This window comes from Nonomuraea rubra (assembly GCF_014207985.1).
Taxonomy (GTDB): Bacteria; Actinomycetota; Actinomycetes; order Streptosporangiales; family Streptosporangiaceae; genus Nonomuraea; species Nonomuraea rubra.
The window spans coordinates 2074821-2093711 of the sequence record NZ_JACHMI010000001.1; the positions used below are offsets into that span (position 1 = coordinate 2074821).

At 68.4% G+C, this 18891-nt stretch carries 19 protein-coding genes and 1 pseudogene; 8 read left to right on the top strand and 12 right to left on the bottom strand.

Annotation, left to right across the window (positions count from 1 at the left end; translation table 11 throughout):
* Nucleotides 1-27: 27 nt before the first annotated feature.
* A complete protein-coding gene (locus HD593_RS09570) occupies nt 28-1125 on the top strand; it encodes a sensor histidine kinase (protein ID WP_246547779.1) in 1098 nt (365 codons plus the stop codon).
* On the top strand, nt 1065-1694 hold the full coding sequence (locus HD593_RS09575; protein ID WP_185101824.1) for a response regulator: 630 nt from the start codon (nt 1065-1067) through the stop codon (nt 1692-1694). Before HD593_RS09570 ends, HD593_RS09575 begins: the two co-directional genes overlap by 61 nt.
* A gap of 51 nt (nt 1695-1745) precedes the next feature.
* Here the strand turns inward: HD593_RS09575 and HD593_RS09580 are convergent, their stop codons facing one another.
* A complete protein-coding gene (locus tag HD593_RS09580; RefSeq protein WP_185101825.1) occupies nt 1746-2357 on the bottom strand; it encodes a TetR/AcrR family transcriptional regulator in 612 nt (203 codons plus the stop codon).
* 89 nt (nt 2358-2446) lie between these two features.
* On the opposite strand from HD593_RS09580, the gene HD593_RS09585 reads away from it, so the two are divergent.
* The 3 genes and pseudogenes from HD593_RS09585 to HD593_RS63290 all read left to right on the top strand — a co-directional run.
* Complete coding sequence (locus HD593_RS09585) at nt 2447-3652, top strand: cytochrome P450 (RefSeq protein ID WP_221524691.1); 1206 nt, start codon at nt 2447-2449, stop codon at nt 3650-3652.
* Nucleotides 3653-3669: 17 nt separating this feature from the next.
* On the top strand, nt 3670-3870 hold the full coding sequence (locus HD593_RS09590) for a ferredoxin (protein WP_185101826.1): 201 nt from the start codon (nt 3670-3672) through the stop codon (nt 3868-3870).
* Nucleotides 3871-4088: 218 nt separating this feature from the next.
* A pseudogene (locus tag HD593_RS63290) lies at nt 4089-4301 on the top strand (Na+/H+ antiporter NhaA); the annotation flags it as partial.
* An 81-nt stretch (nt 4302-4382) separates the two neighbouring features.
* Here the strand turns inward: HD593_RS63290 and HD593_RS09600 are convergent.
* Entirely contained in the window at nt 4383-5216 is an 834-nt protein-coding gene (locus HD593_RS09600; RefSeq protein WP_185101827.1) for an SDR family NAD(P)-dependent oxidoreductase, read from the bottom strand.
* Nucleotides 5217-5509: 293 nt separating this feature from the next.
* Nucleotides 5510-5815: a DUF1330 domain-containing protein gene (locus tag HD593_RS09605; RefSeq protein ID WP_185101828.1), complete on the bottom strand. Its 306-nt coding sequence runs from the start codon at nt 5813-5815 to the stop codon at nt 5510-5512.
* A 188-nt stretch (nt 5816-6003) separates the two neighbouring features.
* Here HD593_RS09605 and HD593_RS09610 point away from each other — a divergent pair, with 188 nt between their 5' ends.
* Nucleotides 6004-6906, top strand: a complete 903-nt coding sequence (locus HD593_RS09610) for a LysR family transcriptional regulator (RefSeq protein WP_185101829.1) — start codon at nt 6004-6006, stop codon at nt 6904-6906.
* A gap of 191 nt (nt 6907-7097) precedes the next feature.
* Here HD593_RS09610 and HD593_RS09615 read toward each other — a convergent pair whose 3' ends face one another.
* Nucleotides 7098-7727, bottom strand: a complete 630-nt coding sequence (locus HD593_RS09615; protein ID WP_185101830.1) for a TetR/AcrR family transcriptional regulator — start codon at nt 7725-7727, stop codon at nt 7098-7100.
* Nucleotides 7728-7814: 87 nt separating this feature from the next.
* Between HD593_RS09615 and HD593_RS09620 the strand changes: the two genes are divergently transcribed.
* Nucleotides 7815-8789, top strand: coding sequence for an aldo/keto reductase (locus tag HD593_RS09620; protein ID WP_185101831.1), 975 nt, complete (start codon nt 7815-7817; stop codon nt 8787-8789).
* A gap of 232 nt (nt 8790-9021) precedes the next feature.
* On the opposite strand, the gene HD593_RS09625 is transcribed toward HD593_RS09620, so the two are convergent.
* The 4 genes from HD593_RS09625 to HD593_RS09640 all read right to left on the bottom strand — a co-directional run bounded on the left by HD593_RS09625 (nt 9022) and on the right by HD593_RS09640 (nt 14408).
* Nucleotides 9022-11820: a WD40 repeat domain-containing protein gene (locus HD593_RS09625; protein ID WP_185101832.1), complete on the bottom strand. Its 2799-nt coding sequence runs from the start codon at nt 11818-11820 to the stop codon at nt 9022-9024.
* 506 nt (nt 11821-12326) lie between these two features.
* A complete protein-coding gene (locus HD593_RS09630; RefSeq protein WP_185101833.1) occupies nt 12327-12974 on the bottom strand; it encodes a hypothetical protein in 648 nt (215 codons plus the stop codon).
* Nucleotides 12964-13308, bottom strand: a complete 345-nt coding sequence (locus tag HD593_RS09635) for a hypothetical protein (protein WP_185101834.1) — start codon at nt 13306-13308, stop codon at nt 12964-12966. The genes HD593_RS09630 and HD593_RS09635 overlap by 11 nt, the downstream gene beginning before the upstream one ends.
* Nucleotides 13309-13817: 509 nt before the next feature.
* A complete protein-coding gene (locus tag HD593_RS09640) occupies nt 13818-14408 on the bottom strand; it encodes a hypothetical protein (protein ID WP_185101835.1) in 591 nt (196 codons plus the stop codon).
* 147 nt (nt 14409-14555) lie between these two features.
* Between HD593_RS09640 and HD593_RS09645 the strand changes: the two genes are divergently transcribed.
* Nucleotides 14556-14897 carry a helix-turn-helix domain-containing protein gene (locus HD593_RS09645; protein ID WP_246546430.1) on the top strand — a complete coding sequence of 114 codons (342 nt, stop codon included), beginning with the start codon at nt 14556-14558 and terminating at the stop codon, nt 14895-14897.
* Between the two features lie 27 nt (nt 14898-14924).
* On the opposite strand, the gene HD593_RS09650 is transcribed toward HD593_RS09645, so the two are convergent.
* From HD593_RS09650 to HD593_RS09665, 4 genes are all read right to left on the bottom strand, one after another.
* Nucleotides 14925-15515 carry a ClpP family protease gene (locus tag HD593_RS09650; RefSeq protein WP_185101837.1) on the bottom strand — a complete coding sequence of 197 codons (591 nt, stop codon included), beginning with the start codon at nt 15513-15515 and terminating at the stop codon, nt 14925-14927.
* Nucleotides 15512-16138: a ClpP family protease gene (locus tag HD593_RS09655; RefSeq protein WP_185101838.1), complete on the bottom strand. Its 627-nt coding sequence runs from the start codon at nt 16136-16138 to the stop codon at nt 15512-15514. Before HD593_RS09655 ends, HD593_RS09650 begins: the two co-directional genes overlap by 4 nt.
* A gap of 321 nt (nt 16139-16459) precedes the next feature.
* Nucleotides 16460-17446 (bottom strand): NHL repeat-containing protein, encoded by a 987-nt coding sequence (locus tag HD593_RS09660; protein WP_185101839.1) that lies wholly within the window; start codon nt 17444-17446, stop codon nt 16460-16462.
* Nucleotides 17447-17562: 116 nt separating this feature from the next.
* Nucleotides 17563-18459 carry a helix-turn-helix domain-containing protein gene (locus HD593_RS09665; protein WP_185101840.1) on the bottom strand — a complete coding sequence of 299 codons (897 nt, stop codon included), beginning with the start codon at nt 18457-18459 and terminating at the stop codon, nt 17563-17565.
* Between the last annotated feature and the right edge of the window lie 432 nt (nt 18460-18891).

Sequence of the window (18891 nt, forward strand, 5' to 3'; positions counted from 1 at the left end):
GGACGTATCGTCGGTCCGGTGAGCTGGATGTGGATTGCCGTGTCGATATCGCTGCTGGTTCCCGTAGCAGTGGCGGCCGCGGTGCTGTCGCGGCCGTCGTTGGGGTCGCGTCTGCCTGCGCTGACGTGTGTGGCCGCGGCCGGGTCGCTGGCCGTCACGCTGGCTCACGTCATCAGCCCTGCACAGCCCGAGCCGGGCGCCGCCGCACTGGGGATGATCGAGAGCCTGGCGCTCATGGCGCTGGTCGGCCTGGTCATCCGGTACGCGCCGGCACGGCGGGCGACTGTGGCCGCGTCTGCGGCAGGCATGGCCGCGGCCACGTGGCTGCTGCGTTTCTTCGCTCCTGCCTCGCCGCTGGAAGGGCTGGGCGCGTGCGTGTTCTGGGGGTTGGGTGCGCTCCTGGCCGCCGTTGTGGGAGGTTACCTGCGTTTTCTCGATGTACGGCAGACCCGCGCCGTGGCCGACACCCGCACCGCGTTGCGGCTGCAGCTGGCCAGAGACCTACACGACTTCGTCGCCCATGACATCAGCGAAATGGTGGCGCACGCCCAAGCCGGCAAGGTCGCGGGCGACCCGGTGCAGGCGCTCGAACGCGTCGAAGCGGCAGGCCAGCGCGCCATGTCGATGCTGGACCGCACCCTGGACATGCTCCACCACAACCGGCTCCCCAACTCTACCGGTGACCTCAGCGGCATACGCGAGGCGGCCGAACGCTTCTCCGCCGCTGGTCCCGCGCCGGTCCACCTGCGCATGGACCCGGAGGTGACGGTCCCGGCGGAGACCGCGGCCCTGGCCTACCGGATCGTGATCGAAGGACTCACCAACGTCCGGCGGCACGCGCCGCAGGCCAGCCGCGTCGACCTGAGCATCTGCGCTGGGGCCGGCCTCCTGGAGATCACGATGACCAACGATGGCGTGAGACGAGCGCGAAGCGGCCGACGCGGCGGGTCCGGCCTGCCAGGCCTGACCGCCCTCGTGGAGGAACAGGGCGGCGAACTGGTGACGCAGGCCGTATCGGATGGGTGGTCGATGACCGCGCACCTGCCGCTGGCACAATCGCCGGAGTGTCCACCCGCATCCTCATCGCCGACGACCAGGAAGGCATCCGAAGCGCCTTCCGCATGATCCTCGACGCCCAGCCCGACATGACGGTCGTGGCCGAGGCCGCCGACGGCCGCACCGCGATCGACACCGCCAAGGCGATCAAACCCGACGTCGTGCTCGCCGACATCCGGATGCCCGGAGCCGACGGCATCGAGGTGGCCCGTGCCCTGGCCGACACCGACATCCACGTGGTGATCGTCACCACCTTCCATCTCGACGAGTACGTCCACGCGGCACTGCGGCACGGCGCCGCCGGGTTCATCCTCAAACGCTCCGGCCCCACTCTGCTCATCGAGGCCATCAGGGCCGCGATGAACGGCGATATGCTCATCAGCCCGCAGCTAACCGTCCGGCTGCTACGCCAACAGGGCCTGCCGCACGAGACACCGACCGTCGTCCTCACCGAGCGGGAAGACGACATCGTGGCACTGCTCGCGCACGGCAGGACCAACGCCGAGATCGCCGCGGAACTCTTCATCTCTCCGGGCACGGTCAAGAACCACATCGCGGCCATCCAGCGCAAGACCGGCGCCAGAAACCGCGTCGCCATCGCGGCCTGGGCATGGGCAACCGGCAGAGCCGAGCCCTGATCGCGTACACCGGCCTTGGCTGGAGATGGCACAGCACGGTTCCTCATGCCCCTACGCGTAACCCAGCAGCGGAAGGAAGACCTCGTCGGTGACGGCGGCCAGGTCGGCATCGGATGGCAAGATCCCGAAGACCACGAAGTCGTCCCGCAGCAGGCTGATCGGCAGGGTGATCACCCGCAGCGGCCAGGGGCCGGGCGGGATCTGACCGCGCTCGGCCGCGCGCTTCAGCACCGTGGACATGGCGTCGGACAGGGCAGAGTTGGCGATGAGGTCCCGCAATCGCTGTGCCAGCCGCGGGTCGTGAACCGTGTCCGCGATCAGCCCGGACACCGTGTCGCGGCGGGTGTCGCCGAGGTTCGTCTGTGCCTGACGCAGGAGGTGCAGCACGTCGTCGCGCAGATCACCGGTGTCGGGGACCGGCACGTTGGCGAACCGGCTCCGCAGCGTGTCCAGCACGAGCTCCGGCAGGCTGCTCCAGCGGCGGTACAACACGGCCTTGCTGGTACCGGCTCGGTTTGCGATACCGCTCATGGTGGACTTCGCGTAACCCAGCTCGGCCAGTTCCTCGCGAGCCGCGTCCAGAATGGCGTCTTCGAGCGCGGCTCCCCGGCGGCGCGACATGGTCTCGCCTGCAGATGGGCCCGTACTCGGCGTGTTCGGCATCACAACTCCCAAGAAACCTTGCGTTCCCTGATCGCCGAGCTTAGCCTGAGCATAAGGAACTAAGAGTTCCTTATTTCGAGAGGTGACACATGACGAACGCCGCCACCCAGACTCCACCGGCATTCCCGATGCCCCGCTCCTGCCCATTCGGTCCGCCGCCGCAGTACGCGCAAGCCAGACGGGAGGCGCCGATTTCGCGGGTGACCCTGCAAGACGGCAAGCAAGCGTGGCTGATCACCGGGCACGCCTTCGCGCGACAATTCCTGTCCAGTGACAAGATCAGCTCGAACCGCGCGAACCCCGGTTTTCCTCAGCTGATTCCCGGGGTGGCCTCGGTGCCGCTGAAGGGCACGATCGTTGCCATGGACCCGCCGGAGCATTCCCAGCACCGGCGCATGATCACCAATGAGTTCACCGTCAAGCGAGTCAAGCAGATGCGGCCCGAGATCCAGCGGATCACCGACCGATCCATCGACGAGATGTTGGCAGGACCGCGGCCGGCCGACCTGGTGGAGGCCTTGTCGCTGCCGGTACCGTCGCTGGTGATCTGCGAGCTGCTGGGAGTGCCCTACGCCGATCGCGGCCGATTCCAGGGCAGAACCAAGATCATTCTCAGTCGCAACTCGACAAGCGAACAGCGACGTGACACCGCATTGTGGTTGCGCCAGTACATCAACGGCCTGGTCGTGGGCAAGGAGACCGAGCCGGGCGAGGACCTGCTGAGCCGGCTGATCGACAAGTACCGCGACATCGACGCCTATGACCGCGAGACCCTGACCGGGATCGGGCTGCTGCTGCTGGTCGGCGGTCACGAGACCACCGCCAACATGATCTCGCTGAGCGTGGCCTCGCTTCTGGACGATCCGGAACTGCTGGCCGGGTTGCGGGAGCGGCCCGAGCGGACGCCGCAGCTGGTCGAAGAGCTGTTGCGCTTTCACTCCATCGTCGACAACGCCACTTCCCGGGTGGTCGTCGAGGATTTCGAACTGGACGGCGTCACCTTCCGCGCCGGCGACGGCGTCATCGTGGCGGCCGCGGCCGCCAACCACGACCCGGACGTGTTCACGCGGCCGGATCAGATCGACGTCGATCGCGGTGCACGGCACCACCTTGCCTTCGGTTTCGGGATCCACCAGTGCCTCGGACAGAACCTGGCCCGGCTGGAGCTGGAGGTCGTGCTGAACACGCTGTTCGCACGGATCCCGAACCTGGCACTGGCGGACCCGGTAGAGCGCCTGCCGTTCAAGAGCGACGCACTCGTCTACGGCGTCCACCGGCTGCCGGCGACCTGGTAACCGAAAGAGACGCCTTCATGAAGATCACATTGGACGAGGAAAAATGCTGCGGTTCAGGCCAATGTGTGCTTACCGCCCCTGAGCTCTTCGACCAGCGAGAGGAGGACGGGATCGCGATTCTGCTTCATCCATGCGCGGATTCGGAGCAATACGAATCCGTTCATGAAGCAGCCATGGTGTGTCCAGGACAGGCGATCTCGATCGAGGGATCACCATAGTGGACAAAGATTGTCATCGTGGGCGCGTCCGCGGCGGGCATCGGTGCCGCGGACTCCCTGCGACAACGCGGCTTCACCGGCAGGGTGCATACCTCTGACCAGCCCATCCGGTAGTGCTGGACCGACCCGACTTTGTCGAGGCTGCTCCCGCCCTCCCCGGTGATCCCCGGATCAGGCTGCCTCCTCCTTCACCCCACCGCTACGACGGCCGGGCGACGGTGGCCTTCCACCTCCATGCGGACAAACAGTGCTTTCCGTGGCGCACTGACAGCTTCCTTGAGGCAGGCCGATCCGGGACGGGGGCCGGCCTGGTCAACATGGTCGGGCTGGCCGTTCTGTCCGGGATCGGCTGCACCGTCTCGCTGCTCATCGGCGAGCTGGCGATCGGCATGGGGGAGGGCGTCGCGCCCGTCAAGATCGCGGTCCTGGCCGGGATCATGGCCCCGGCGCGCCCGCACCGGACCTCTCGCGCCGGCCACGGCGGGCACGGCGGCGCAGGAAGGCCATGGACGTCAGGCGCCAAGCGGGCCGTGCGCCTGGGCCGACAGGTCCTGCCAGTCGGCCCAGGTCTTGAGCCGGTCCGCGTACGCCTGCTGGATCATGGGGTAGAAGCCATGACCGAACAGCACGCGCAGGGGCGCGTCGTCGGTGTCTGCGAGGGTGAGCAGCGCCTGGGCGGCGGCGGCCGGGTCGCCCGTCGGTTGCTGCGCGGTGGCCCCGAGACGCTGGCGCAGCTCGTCGTAGGCCGGGTTCGTCCGCGCCATGTGGCCGTAGTCGAGAGGGTTGTTGGCATCCCGGGTGGCGAAGGCGTCCGGCTCGATGATGGTCACCTTGACGCCGAACGCGGCGACCTCTCCGGCGAGGGCCTCGTTGAGGCCTTCCAGGGCCCATTTGGAGGCGTGGTAGGCGCCGACGAGCGGCATGGCGACGATCCCGGCCACCGAGGAGAGCTGGATGATGTGCCCGGAGCGCTGCTCGCGCAGGTGCGGCAGGGCGGCCTGGATCACCCACACCGCGCCGAACAGGTTGGTCTCCATCTGGTCGCGCAGTTCCTGCTCGCTCAGCTCCTCGATCGCGCCGATCTGGGTGAAGCCGGCGTTGTTCACGATGACGTCCAGGCGGCCGAAGTGCTCCTTGGCCTGCTTCACGGTGCCGAAGACGGCCGGCTTGTCGGTCACGTCCAGCTCTAGCGGCAGCACCGCGTCGCCGTAGGCGGTGACCAGGTCGTCCAGGCTCGCCGTGGTGCGGGCGGTCGCGGCGACCCGGTCGCCCCGGGACAGGGCCGCCTCGACGAAGTTACGGCCGAGCCCGCGCGAGGAGCCGGTGATGAACCAGACCTTGCTCATGATGTCCTTCCGTTCCCGCCCGGGCCGCGGTAGTCGTGCGGCGGTCACCGCGCGCGAGGCCGGGGCGATCACTCATGGAGATCTGTGCCGCGCGGAACGTTCGCGCGGCGTCCTGACCGAACATGAGGCGCCGGCGACCCCCTTCCCCGTGACAGCGCCGCCGTGTGACATGCGCCACGATCACCGGATGTCACACGGCGGTGAGGCGCGGCGGCTTGTGGGTGAAGGCCGAGATCCAGAGCGGACAGGCAGGGGCTCAGGTGGGTCACAGCAGCTCAACCAGATGTCCACTGTCAGTCGATGCCTTCCACGATGCGGAAGTCGCGCTCGAAGCCGTCGGGGAGGGCCACCAGCGCCTTCTGGTATGCCTCGCTCTCGTATGCCGCGACGGCCTGTTCAAAGCTGTCGAACTCGATCAGAACGACGCGCTGCGTGATTCCGGCCTCGTGGGCGACGACTCGACCACCACGGGACGGGATCCGGGACAGGACGCGCCCGCCCCCGGCCTGGACAGCCGGACCGGCCAGCTTGTCGTAGGCAGTCAGCCTCTCAGGGTCGGAAATGGCGGGGTAGACACTGACCCAGTAGCCCTTAGCCATGGAAACCTCCTGTATTGGGCCGGACGCGTCCGGCTTCGCATTGACACTCGGATCGATCGATCCCGGCGACGGGTACTGCGGTCAGTTGAATCGTCATAGGCGCAGGTTAGGGCCTCATGTGCGGTCGAGGGAAAGATCGATACGGGATAGACTCAGAACGGATCGTTATCAATCGGCAGGGAGGGCACGTGGCGCCGGACACGGTGAGCCTGCGGTACTTCCTGGTGCTGGCGCAGGAGTTGAACTTCACCCGCGCGGCCGCACGGATCGGTATCGCACAGCCCGCACTCAGCGCCCGGATGCGCCGGTTGGAGGCGGAACTCGGTACGGCCCTGCTGGTCCGCAACACGCGTAGCGTCGTATTGACCACGGCCGGTGCGGCTCTGGCGGAGTCCGCGCCGCCCGCGCTGGCGGCGCTGGACCGGGCATGGGACACCGCCCGGAGCGCGGCGGCCGGTGAACTGGGCACGCTGCGCATCGGATACAGCCTCAGCGCCGGGGCCGAGACGGTACCGGCCCTGGTGGACAGGCTGATGCGCAAGAGTCCCGGACTTGAGGTCGGCGCGGTCCCGATGGCGACACCGGAGATCTCCCCCGCGGTCGCCGACGGCCGCATCGATGCCGGGATCACCCGCGGTGAGCAGCCGGGCCGTGGCGTGCGCCGGTTCCTGCTGCGGCGTATGCGCGTGGGGGTCCAGCTGGCGCAGCACCATCCGCTGGCCGAACACCCGGAGATCGAGATCGCCGACGCGGCCGCGTATCCGCTGCGACTCCCGGACCGTGCGGCCAACCCGGTGATCCACGATCAGCTGTCCGCACTGTTCCGGGACACCCGACCACACCCCCGGTTCCACACGCCCGCAGTCTCTTTCGACCTGTCCCAGCGCGACCTGCGCGACGGGGTCACCCTCGCCCCGGCCGGAGAAGCCGCGCTCACGGCAGCACCGGCCGGTCTCACCTGGCGACCGCTGCGGGGCGCGCCCAGCCTGACGATCCACCTGGTCCTCCCACGCGAGCAGTCGCCGCTACACCGCCGCGTCCGTGCCGTCGCCAAAACCCTGGCGCACGAGCTGCGCTGGCTGCCGGACTGACGCGCAAGAGGTCAAGCGAGACGGACGCCTGCGGTGGCGAGTGTCTGGACGCAGCGGAGATGACAGTGGAGCCTGCGCCTTATCTGGGCGCTTTCACTTCGATAGGTGTCGAAATAGCGGCGCTCGCGTCATCGAAGTCGGCCGATCGCCAGGCTGCACACCCGCCGGCCCAGTGAGCGTCGCCGGTTTCGTCAGCGGGCGTGACGCAGCCGCAGGAGATGCCCGGTGATGTGGTCACGGGCCGCGGTGACAGCGCGAACAGCGTGATCGTCGATGCCTTGTGGTGGGCGGGTGCCCTTGCAGAGCAGCGTGGCGTAGCCGTGCGTGGTGGACAGGTGCACGTAGACGAAATCGGCGATCTCGGGCCAGGAGGTGTCGGCGGGCAGCACGTCCGCGGCCAGGCGCATGAGGGCGGCCGTGAGGTGGCGGCTCTGCTCCTGGACGGTCGGACGGTGGGGTTCGGCGAAGTCATAGGAGTAGACGAGGTCGAGGCCGGCGCGGTGCTCCAGGACGAAGCGGGTGTAGGCGCCCGCGGTGGCGGCGAGCCGGTCCACGGGATCGGGCCCCGCTCGCTCGGCCGCCTCGACGAGAACGTCGGTGATGTCGCTGATGATGGCGGCCGCGCAGGCGGCGAGCAGTGCCTCACGATCGGGGAAGTGGCGGTACGGCGCGGCCGACGACACGCCGACGCGGGCGGCGACCTTCGCCACGGAGAAGCCGGTGACGCCCGATTCGGCCAGCAGCGCGAGACCCTCGCGGATCAGCTCGGGACGTAGGTCGCCGTGGTGGTAGCCGCGTTTCGGCGGCGTGGGTCTGCTCACGGCCAACGATTCTGCCCCCTTCCCAATGTTAGAGTACTCTTACTTAATGTTAGAGCACTCTTACATCTGCAGGAATGAGGACGCATCATGGAGCAACGGACCCTCGGACGGCAGGGGCTGGCGACGTCGGCGCTGGGATACGGCGCGATGGGCATCTCCCTGGCCTATGGGCCGTCGGATGAGAACGAGGGGATCGCGACGATCCGCCGGGCCCACGAGCTGGGCATGACGTTCTTCGACACGGCCGAGCTGTACGGGCAGGGCGAGAACGAGCGGATCGTCGGCGCCGCGCTCGCCCCGATACGCGACGAGGTCGTCATCGCGACCAAGTTCGGCTTCGACTTCACCGGCACCAGAGAGGGCGGTGTCGACAGCCGTCCCGAGCACATCCGCGAGGTCGTCGACAACAGCCTGCGTTACCTCGGCGTCGACGTCATCGACGTGCTCTACCAGCACCGCGTCGACCCCAACGTGCCGATCGAGGATGTGGCCGGGACGGTCAAGGAGTTCATCGACGCCGGGAAGGTCCGCTACTTCGGGCTGAGCGAGGCGGGGGCGAACACCGTCCGTCGCGCGCACGCCGTACAGCCCGTCTCGGTCCTGCAGACCGAATACTCCCTGTTCGAGCGGGACGCCGAGACCCTCTTCCCCGTCCTGCGCGAGCTCGGGATCGGGTTCGTCGCCTACTCGCCGCTCGGCCGGGGTTTCCTCACCGGACAGGCCAAGCCCGGCGCCGAGTACGACCCCACCGACATGCGCAGCTGGGACGCCCGCTTCCAGCCCGGCAACTACGAGAAGAACCTGGAAGCCACCCAGCGGCTCGCCGGCCTGGCCGCGGCAAAGGACGCCACCGTCGCCCAGCTCGCCCTGGCCTGGCTCCTGGCCCAGGGCGACGACATCGTCCCCATCCCCGGCACCCGCAGCATCCAGCGGCTGGAGGAGAACGTGGCCGCCGCCGACCTCACCCTCGACGACGCCGACCTGAAGCGCATCGCCGAGATCCTCCCGACCGGCGGCTTCGGCGCCCGCTACCCCGAAGGCATGCTGCCCACGTGGGACTGACCCCGGTGACCGGGCACGGCCTCCTCTGAAGCAGCGGTCAGGCCGCTGCCGTCCGCAGCCGCGCCCGTGCCACCCGGTACGGCGATGCCCGATAAGGGCACCAGGTAGAACGGGCACCATGCAGTAAACCGGATCGGGGACGGTGCGCAGATATCAGGAATTGATGGGCTCGGCGCTGGTTGTGGACGTGTTCGTTCTCGCCCAGGGCTTGCCGCAGGTGGCGGAAGACTGTTCAGCAGGTGCGTTCGAAGGGGAGCTCTCTGACACGTTGTGCCCACTGATGATCGGTCAGGGGGCCGGCCAGCTCGCAGGCCGCCTTGGAGGGATCGCCCAGGTATCTCAGGTGTGTGGCGAAGTCCCATACCACCATTTGGCCTGCCCAGTCGTAGGGTGACACCCCGTCGAAGAGCGGGGTGATCAGGACTCCGGATGTGGACAGAGCGGCCGGGTGGAAGATCCCGCTCGCCACGTTGAAGGTGAACAGATGTGTGGGACGGTCCGTGATCTCCCACACGGTCGTGACCCCGAGCAGGGACTGGATGAGCCCGTGTCCGTCGGGCGTGACGATGGCGCTGTTGTCGCTGGCGATCTGACCGTCCCGCCGGTCGAGCGGCCGGGGGCGGGTGGGGTCGGCGAGATCCCAGATGGTTCCCGGAGTCTCCGAGGTGGTAGTGATCAGCCGGTGTCCATCGGGAGTGAAGGTGATCTGCCCCCGCCGTCCGCCGGTGGTCTCCTGGACCTTGGCGAGGCGCCGGGGCCGGTGGGCGTCGGCGATGTCCCAGATCTCGACCGTCCGGTCACTGTCCAGCAACGCCAGCAGTCGTCCGTTCGGTGAGATCGCGGCGGACCTCAGCTCGCCCTGCCAGCCGTCGAGGCCGGCGAGCGGGGTGGTGGCGGGCAGTTGCCACAACTCCAGCGTCCGCTTCCTTCGGTCGGTGACTGCCAGGAGCCGTCCGCTGGAGCCGATCGCCACGGGGGACTTGCCGTCGACGCCTGCCATCTGGCGGGGCCGACGCCGATCCGAGAGATCCCACAGCTCGGTCGAGTCCTGCCCTCGGCCCACTGCCACGATGCCGTCCTTGCCGGAGAAGAGGCGGCTGCTGGTCTCGCTCCTGTGGCGCTGAGTCGGCGGGGCCCGGCCGATCACTACGGGATGGGCCGGGTCGCTCATCTCCCACACCAGCACTTCTCCCGCCGAGGAAACGGTGGTGAGGCCGGCGTCGGGGGAGAAGGCCGCCGACGTGGTCCGCCCGTCGCGGCCGGGCACGATGGCCACGGGTGCCGGACGGCTGAGACTGGTCAGTCGCCATAACTTGGCTCTGGGGCTCCCGTCCACCGTGACCAGGAACGGCAGATGAGGCGATGCCCCGAGGTGGACCATCTGACGGGCTTCGTCGGTGGCGCCGTCCACGAAGGACGGCTCCGAGGGGCGGGTGATGTCCCAGACTTCGCCACTCACTCCCCGGTCGGTGACCAGGTAGCGATCATCCAGACCGAAGGCCAGCTGATTCGCGCTGCCGGGTATCTCCACGGAGCGCCTGGCGATGGCCAACTGCGTCGGCGCGACAGGGTTGGTGATGTCGAGCAGGATGATTCCGCCGGTGTGCAGGGCGGCAAGCGTACGGCCGTCCCGGGAGAGTGCGATGGCTCTGATGGAGCCGGCCTTGTCATCCAGTACCGTGCCGAGCTTCCGCAAGGCCGCCCCGCCGGAGGCGTCCCACAGGGTGAGCCGCTGGTTGCCGAGGGAGGCGAGGATCCGGCCGTCCTCCGAGAGCGCGAGTCCTTCCGCTCCCACTCGTCCCCGCTCGCTCGGCTCGCTGTGCCGCAGGCGCGGATTCTCGGGGATGGTGATCTCCCAGTGCTCCAGGACGTCCGCATCCCGGACCACGGTAAGAAAGCGGCCGTCCGGCGAGAACACCAGTGCGCTGATCTCATCGCCTGCGTACCCCTGGTTTGCGAAGAGACCAGGGATGACGCCGACCTTCCTGGGCGTGCGCGGGTCGGCCAGGTTCCAGAGGGTGATGTCTCCTCTGTTCTCCGGTATGGCGATCATGCTTCTGTCTCGGGAGAAGGCGCTCCTGCGTGGATCCGGTTTCGGGACGTCGATGGTGGTGATCGCGGTGCGCGTGGCCGTGTCCCACAGGATCACGCCGCCGTCCTCGGAGGTGGTCGAGAGCATCCGGCCGTCGGGGGAGAATGCCGGATGGGACAGGCCGAACAGGGGCAGTTCGCCTGCGTAGCGGGTGGTCAGCAGGTTCTTGAGGAGGGCGGCGCGTGCTCCTTCTGCGCCGCCGAGCCGTACGGCGGCCAGGCCCAGCCGTAGGGCCAGCCGGGGTTCGCGGTTGAGCAGGTCGCCCGCTTCGCCGATCAGCCTGCCGGCCAGTGCCTGGCGGTGCGCCCGTTCGGCGGCGTCGATGGCTCGGGCGGCCACGACGCCGCCGGAGGACATGCCCAGGATCACCGCTGTCGCGGCTCCCACGAACCGTTCGTTCAGCCGGGTCCGGGTCAGCCTGATGGCCTGAGTCAGGTCGCGGGCTTGTCGCGCCCGGGCTTCGCGTAGCAGCTCGGGCGGAACCTGGTCCGCGGGCCGGAGCACGGGTAGGACGACGCGCCAGCGCTGCCTGACGGCCTCCTGGAGTTTGGCCCGGTAGCCACCGACGGGCAGGAGTCGCCCCTCGTCGTCGAGCCCGCCGGTCACGGCACACCGGTGGTCCAGGCGGCGCAGCCGATATCTGCCCAGCTTGCGCGATTGCCGGTGCAGTTCGTCCAGGCCGAGGGCGAACGAAGCAGCGAGCGAGCCCTGGATCACGTCGTTGCATGGATGGCGTCCATCCGTAAGGGACCACAGGACGCAGCGCTCGTGCAGCCGGGGGATGGCTTGCCAAGCGGCGTCCAGCGCATCGGCGAACGCATGGTCGGCAACCAGGAACGTCATGCGCCCCGGCATGGGATACAGGCCAGGCGGAGCGTCTCGAAGCAGTTCCAGACGCAGACTCGCGTGCCCGCCGGCCGCCAGCCGGTCGAACAACACCGGCAGCTCCACCTGGCCTGCGACGGCGGGCAGTGAGTCCTTCAGGGCGCATGCCAGCAGGGCGACCAGAGCTCCCGGGCCAGGATCGGGCTGGAGGTCGGCGAGGCGATGGAGGACGGAGGCGAGCTTCATGTCAGCGGCGGGCAGGATGCTCGTCGATGGTTCGAAGGTGGCCGTCAGGGTGGAGGGCAGCACGTTCGCCTGCCGCCAGTGCTGGATGGAACGGATCAGGTACGGCTCCGCGCCCGCAGGCTCACCCAGCGCCTTGACCACGTCCAAGACGGCGCGGGCGGCACTGCTGGCCGGGCCCTCGGACGCGGATGCGCCGGTCCGCGGCTCATCTGGCCAGCTTGGCTCGAACATGGCCAGCGCCTTGCCCTCGTCCCCGTCGAGACTCGGCTCGACATCCGTGCCGAGGGCCGCGCGGCGGCACCGCTCGAACCAGGTGCCAGGCCCGAGAGTCAGCTCGTCGAAGAGGGTGCCGAGTCTGGTCGCGTCCGCCCGGGTCATGCCGGGTTCTCGATCGCCTGCCGTACTGGATCATCTGGTGACAGCCGCGTGGCCACCTCCAACCATGCCCGCCGCCACGGCGGGGGAGAGGCGAGTACCGAGAGTCTGACGGTTTCCACCGCACCGGGCTGTGCTTCGAACCCCCGGATCGTCACGTCGGCCCAGGCAGACACGTCGGGGACGAGCAGTTGCCCCGCCCAGAGCCCGGAAGGATCAGCTGTGAAGATCATGACGTACGCCCGTTCGCCCGCCTCCGTCGTCACTGTGACAGGCAGGAAAGGCTCATTGCCGAGGTCTTCGGCCTCCACTGTGAAACGCATTCTGCCCCGCCCCGCCTCGATGAGGTGACAGGTCAGCCCCCACTCCGCGATGCGCCATTCGGCCGGGGTCGGCCGGGCCTCGTGGGTGGCGGCATGGCTGCGGGCGGAGACAGGGCTGAAGCGCGGGAGATGCAGAAGGCCGTCACGGATGATGGGTGTGCGCCAAAGCGCCGACGGGGCCGTTTCCGGGGGCTCTTGCCGGAAGGCGAACGCCCGAGTGTTCCGCGCCAGTGCCTTGATCAGTGAGGGTGCGCGCGGATCGGCGACTCCTCCGAAGGCGGCTGTGTCCCGAGCCAGCGCGGCCAGGAGGTCGTCAAGTCGCACTGCCGCTCCCTCGCCCCGCCTCCGTCTCGGTCAGTGCCTGACTGGAGCGCCGGGCCTGCCGCGATAACTGCTCGACGAACAACGGGGCACCTATGCCTGCCGCAAAGGCACCGAGCACCCCGCTGAGTTGCCCCGCCGTTCCCAGGGCCGCCGCGACCGCGGCGCCCACGCCGACCCGGATGACGACCGAGGCCACCAGCGCGGAGGCCGGCGCTTCGCCTTCCTGCTGCCACGGCCAACCGCTCGTCCGGCGAATCGCTGCGACGATCTCCAACAGCTCGATACAGGCGCTGCCCAGCAAGCCCCAGAGCGCCGCCTCGCCTCCGCTGATCACGAGTCCGCCCTCTCGTCATGTGTCGATAACGACCATGCAAGACAATCTCCGTCACGCCGACAAGCTGAACCGGGTAAATGGCAGCGGGCCGGCACCACTACGAGATTCACCGGGCGTGCGACTCCGAGCTGTCCCCCGAGGTGGGCAGTGATCTTTCACGACACGCGCGACATCGCCGACGTGGTCCTGCAGTCGCAGGCCGAGGGTTGGAAGATCGCACCCGAGGACCTGGCCGAGGTCTTCCCCTACCTGACGAGCACATCATGCGGTTCGGCGAGTACTCCACCCACGAACTCGCCATCACCCCGAAGGCGCACGAGCCCCGCCTGGACATTGCCTTCACCAGGCTGCATGACGTGGCCCGACTCGTCCGGTGCCAGGCCGAACACAGCCCTGGTTGATCCCACGGCCTCCACGGGGGAGTGTCGACTCAACGGCTGATCTCGGTTGTTGAAGTGGTCAGAGGCTGGCAGGGGTGAGGTGGCCTTCGAAGGCGATCTGGAAGGCGTTCAAAGGTGCCTTCCGGCGCAGGGTTTCTGGAGCGACAACCAGCCGTGGTGGTCTTGCGCCTGCCGGAAATTCAATCCGTGCAGTGCAAGCCGCTTGTGAGTATTCGCGGAGGACTCCGCCGGGCCGGTCTCGTCGGTGCGGACGTAGGTGATGTCGCCGACCAGCTTGATGCCCGGCCGCTCGGCACCGGCGAAGGTCTCGGCGACCGACGCGGTCAGCAGCGTGCGGCGTCGCGCGGTGGCCGAGGCCGGCCGCTCGCGCCACTCGTAGTAGCCCGAACGGGACACATCCAGCCAGGCGCACATCTTCACGATCGAGTGACGGGCCTTCTTCGCGTCGATGAGCTCGTACGTGGCGAGCGCCATCGAGTCTCGGACGCGAGGAAGGCGCCGCTTCTTCGGGAAGATCAACTTCTCGCGCGGCTCGGCGTTCTCCCGCTCCAACATCCGGATCCGGATCCGGTCCGGCCCGGAGACCGGCTGCTCGTCCTGGGCATGCGCGATCCGATGCCGGTTCGCCCAGCTGCCCAGCGTGCATGAAGGAACACCACCTGCGCAAGCGGCGCTCACGTGGCCGGTCTTCGGCTTCACCGAGCGGTCGCCGCCGCGGCGACCGCTCGGTGAGCGCGCGGCGAACGGACTGAGGCTGGGCGAGGGTAGGCGGAGACGGTTCTGCTCTGCGCGAAGCTGACAGAACTCGAACGCGCCATCGACCTATGGTGAGGTATGGCCTCATCCATGCCGTCGCGTCCAGCGATCAATCGGACCGCCCCCGAGCCGTCCCCGGCTCGCGAGCCGCTGTGGCGGCAGGTGCTCGGCGAGCGCTTGAGAGGGCTTCGCCATGAGCGGGGCGAGAAGTTGAGCGAGACGGCAAGCCGCGCCGGAGTCTCGCCGCAATATCTCTCCGAGATCGAACGAGGCGTCAAGGAGCCGTCGAGCGAAATGATCGCCGCGGTCGCCGGGGCGCTGGATGTAACCCTGGTCGATCTGACCCTTGCCGTTGCCGAGAGTTTGCGGCCTGCTCAGCAGGGCGCGTCGAGAGGTGCCACCTGCTCGGCCGCGTATGCCCTGGCCGCGTAGCGCGGCTTGCCGGGGTTGTCCACGGGGCTATGAACGCTCCTCGATGATCTGGTCGAGGAGCCCGTACTCCAAGGCCGCGGTAGCGGTGAACACGCGATCGTGATCGGTGTCGGCGCGCAGCGTCTCGACCGTCTGGCCGGTGTGCCGTGAAAGTATGCGCTCGATGTCCGCCCGGACACGTACGACCTCGTCGGCCTGCAAGATGAGATCCGGGATTGCTCCGCGCCCCTGGGCTGCCGGCTGGTGCAGGATGATCCGTGCGTGTGGGAGAGCGGCACGTTTGCCTTCGGCGCCCGCGGCGAGAAGTACGGCACCCACCGCGACGGCCTGTCCCACACAGGTCGTCGAAACCCGCGGGCGGATATGGCGCATGGTGTCGTAGATCGCGAGCATCGCGCTCGGATCTCCGCCTTCGCAGTTGATATAGAACTGGATCTCCGCCTCGGGGTTGTCTGATTCCAGAAAAATCAGCTGCGCGATGAGAGCATTCGCGACGCCCGCGTCGATTGCGGTGCCCAGGTAGACGATCCGCTCGGTGAGCAGGTGCGAGTAGACATCCATGATCCGCTCGCCACGAGGGTTCGAGGCGATGACGTTCGGGATCGTATATGTGGTCACTGGCCGACTCCTTGGGTGACGCCGAATCCGAGCCGTGGGCGGTTTTGTGGCGCGATTTCGTCGAAGTTCTGCACGATGGCGTCGATGAAGCCGTAGTCCAGTGCTTCCTGTGCCGTGTACCAACGATCGTGCAGAGAATCCTCGAATATGCGCTCGACAGGCTGACCTGTGTCCTCGGCAATCAGACCGAGCACCGTGTCGCGCGTATGCCGAAGGTCGCCGGCCTGCAGTTCGATGTCGACCGCGGTGCCACCGATTCCCGCCGAGCCTTGGTGCATCAGGACTCGTGAGTGCGGCAGAGCACGGCGTTTCCCACGGGCCCCCGACGACAGCAAGAACTGCCCGGCGCTGTAAGCGATACCCAGGACGAGAGTGGATACGTCACAGGGAATGATGCGCATGACGTCGCGGATCGCAAGCATCGACGGGACCGAGCCACCTGGGGAATGAATCCACAAGGCGATATCGGACGACGCATCCTGCGTGGCGAGTGCCATCAGCTGAGTGGCCAGCAGTGTTCCGTTGTCGTCGTCGAGAGGGCCGTCGAGAACGAGCACACGCTGCTCGTAGAGTTCGCGTCTCATTCGTGGGTTGAACAGCGGAAGTTTCGATTCTTCGCTCATGCGTCCATCTTGTGAGGCGATCCGGACCGGAGTCGACACGATCTGCCTGGGGCAGATCTGCTCTGAGCAGCGAGAGCTGCTGAGCAGGGAGAGCTGCTGAGCAGGGAGAGCTGCTGAGCAGGGACAGCGCGATTACCGGTCGGTTCGGGGAGCGCGGTCCGGCTGGCGGGCCGGGTTCGAGCCGGCCCCAGTGAGCTGAGACCTTGCGACCACGGCAACGCGACGGCTCGCTAGGGCAGAGGCGCCTGGATGCGATGGGCTCCGGCGAGGCGCCTGCCGAAGTGCCGCCAGAGGAAGGTGAGCAAGTCGTTCGCGCGTGCCTCAGCTCAGCACTCGACATCGCTGGTCGGCCACGCCTCGACGGTACTCATACGTCCGAGCACTGTGCCGAGGTGGTCGGGAACGAGCAGGTCGTGATGCTCTTGCCAGGCTTCGTCCGGCGCTTGCCAGTAGTGTCGTCGCGCGGCCGTCCCCGCTGATGCGCACGACCTTGTTCGGTACGTTGAGGGTCGCGATGACCTGGTCGTCCCCGGTTCCGGTGAAGGCGATGTCGTCGATGCCGGCCAGCCCGGCGGCCTTGACCCTGACGGGTCCGGGACGGCCTCGGTCGATCGGGATCCGCAACAGGGTGCCCCGGTCCAGGTTCGTGGCCCACACCGCGCCGTGACGCACCTTGATGCCGTTGGCGCCGAGGAACGTGGTGGCGGACAGTTCTCGCGCCGAGGACCAGACCTGGGCGTGGCCGCCGTTCAGGGGCACGGTGGTGATGGTGCCGTGCACCGAGTCGGTGAGGTAGAAGGTCTTCGCCGGCTCGTCGTAGGCCAGGCCGTTGGGCAGCCCGGTGGCCGGCAGCGCGGCGATGCGCCGCGGCTCCCGCCCGGGGGAGAGGCGGTAGAGGCCGGTGGTCGCGGCGTCGCCGCTGGCGTACAGGAAGTACAGCGTCCCGTCGCCGGTGCGGACGATGCCGGTGGTGAGCGCGAACCCGAGGACCGGGGTGGCCGCGCCGCCGTCGGCGGGCGCGGGGAGGGTCGCCAGAATTCGGGTGGCGCCGGCCGGACTGATCGCGGCGACCTGGCGGGCGGCCGCGAAGGTGACGTAGGCCGTGCCGTCCGGGCCGAGCGCGATGTTCTCCGGCATCTGGCCCTTCGCCAGGTCGAAGTGCACGGCGATCCGTGACGTCACCGCCGGCGGGCGGGTCTGCGCGGCCGAGGGGGACGATGCGGCGGTGATCGTCGCCGCGTTCGCCGGAGGTACGCTCGCCAGAGCGATACCGGCGGCGAACGCGAGGGTGAGCATGCTGTTGCGCACTGCTGGGTCCTTTCAGGATGACTGCGCGAACAGGGGGTTCGCGGGCATGCGACATCAGGCGCTCGGCTCGGAGCGCCTGGGCAGAGCGTGGAGAAGCGTGGGAAGGAGTCAGCCGGTCATGTCCGCACCGGCGCATCGTGCCGGGGGTCCTGGGAGGCAGGGGTGCGACTGGTGAGCGCGTTGTGGATGAGCAGCGTCATCGCGGCGTGGGAGGGAGAGCCGGGTTCGGTGGTGGCGGCGACCACCACCTGGTCGTCGGAGATCCGCAGCGTCTGCTGGGTCACGTGCATGGTGCCCACCAGCGGATGCCGCATCTCGTAGACCGCGTCGCCGCCGGCCTTGACCCGGTAGTCGGCCCACATCGTGGCGAACTCCGGGCTCTTGACCGTCAGCTCCCCGAGCAGCGCGGCCAGGAGCGGGTCGTCCGGGTGGTGCCCCGTGGCCACCCGCAGGTTCGCCACCACGGCACGTGCCTTGGCGGTCCAGTCGGCGTACAGGTCACGGGTGTGCGCGTCCAGGAACAGCAGGCGTGCCATGTTGGGCCGCTGCCGCGGTGTGTCCGGAGCGTCTGGGGCCAGGTGGCCGGCGTACAAGGCGTGTCCCGGCGGGTTCCACGCCAGCACGTCGATGTACCGGCCGAGCACCACCGCGGGCACGTCGCCCACCGTCGCGATCAGCTGGCGCGTCGCGGGGCTGACCCGTTCGGGCGCCGGCCGTCGCCTGGCACCCCGGCGGCGGCCGCCGGCCAGTTCGTGCAGGTGCCGGCGTTCCGCCTCCTTCAGGTTCAGCGCCCCGGCCAGTGCCTCCAACACCTCGGGGGAGGCGTTGGACGCCTGGCCCTGCTCCAGCCGCGAGTAGTACGACGCGCTCACCCCGGCCAGCAGGGCCAGCTCCTCCCGTCGCAGCCCGGGGACCCGGCGCCGGCCACCGTACGTGGTGACCCCCACATCCTCGGGCCGCAGCTGGGAACGCCTTGACTGAAGGAACTCCCCGAGCTGTCGTCTCGTGTTCATGGCTCACAGTATTCGCGGCCGGTTCATAACCCAGCCACACCCTCCTGGGGATAGGCACGGCAGAGCTCTCATGGCCGTACTACGGATCCTGCTCACCGTGAATCCTGTGCCGCTCGAATATCGAGTTACGTGGCTTGAGCTGCGGCTATGCGGCGAAGAGCGGGTCCCGATCGTGGATCAAGAACCGGAGCCCGGAGATGCGGTCACCCAGGTCCATGACCAGGTTGCGGGCCTGCTGCACCGTCCATGCTCCGGTCGGGTGCGCGGTTACTCTGCTCGGGTAACCCAGCCGGGCCGCTCGCCTTCCGCTTTCTGGTCAGAGACCGGGACAGCAAGTACACCGCTCTGTTCGATGAGGTGTTCACGGCCGCGGGCAATCGCGTGGTGCTCACCGCACCTCAGGCTCCTCGCATGAACGCGATCAGGAGCGGT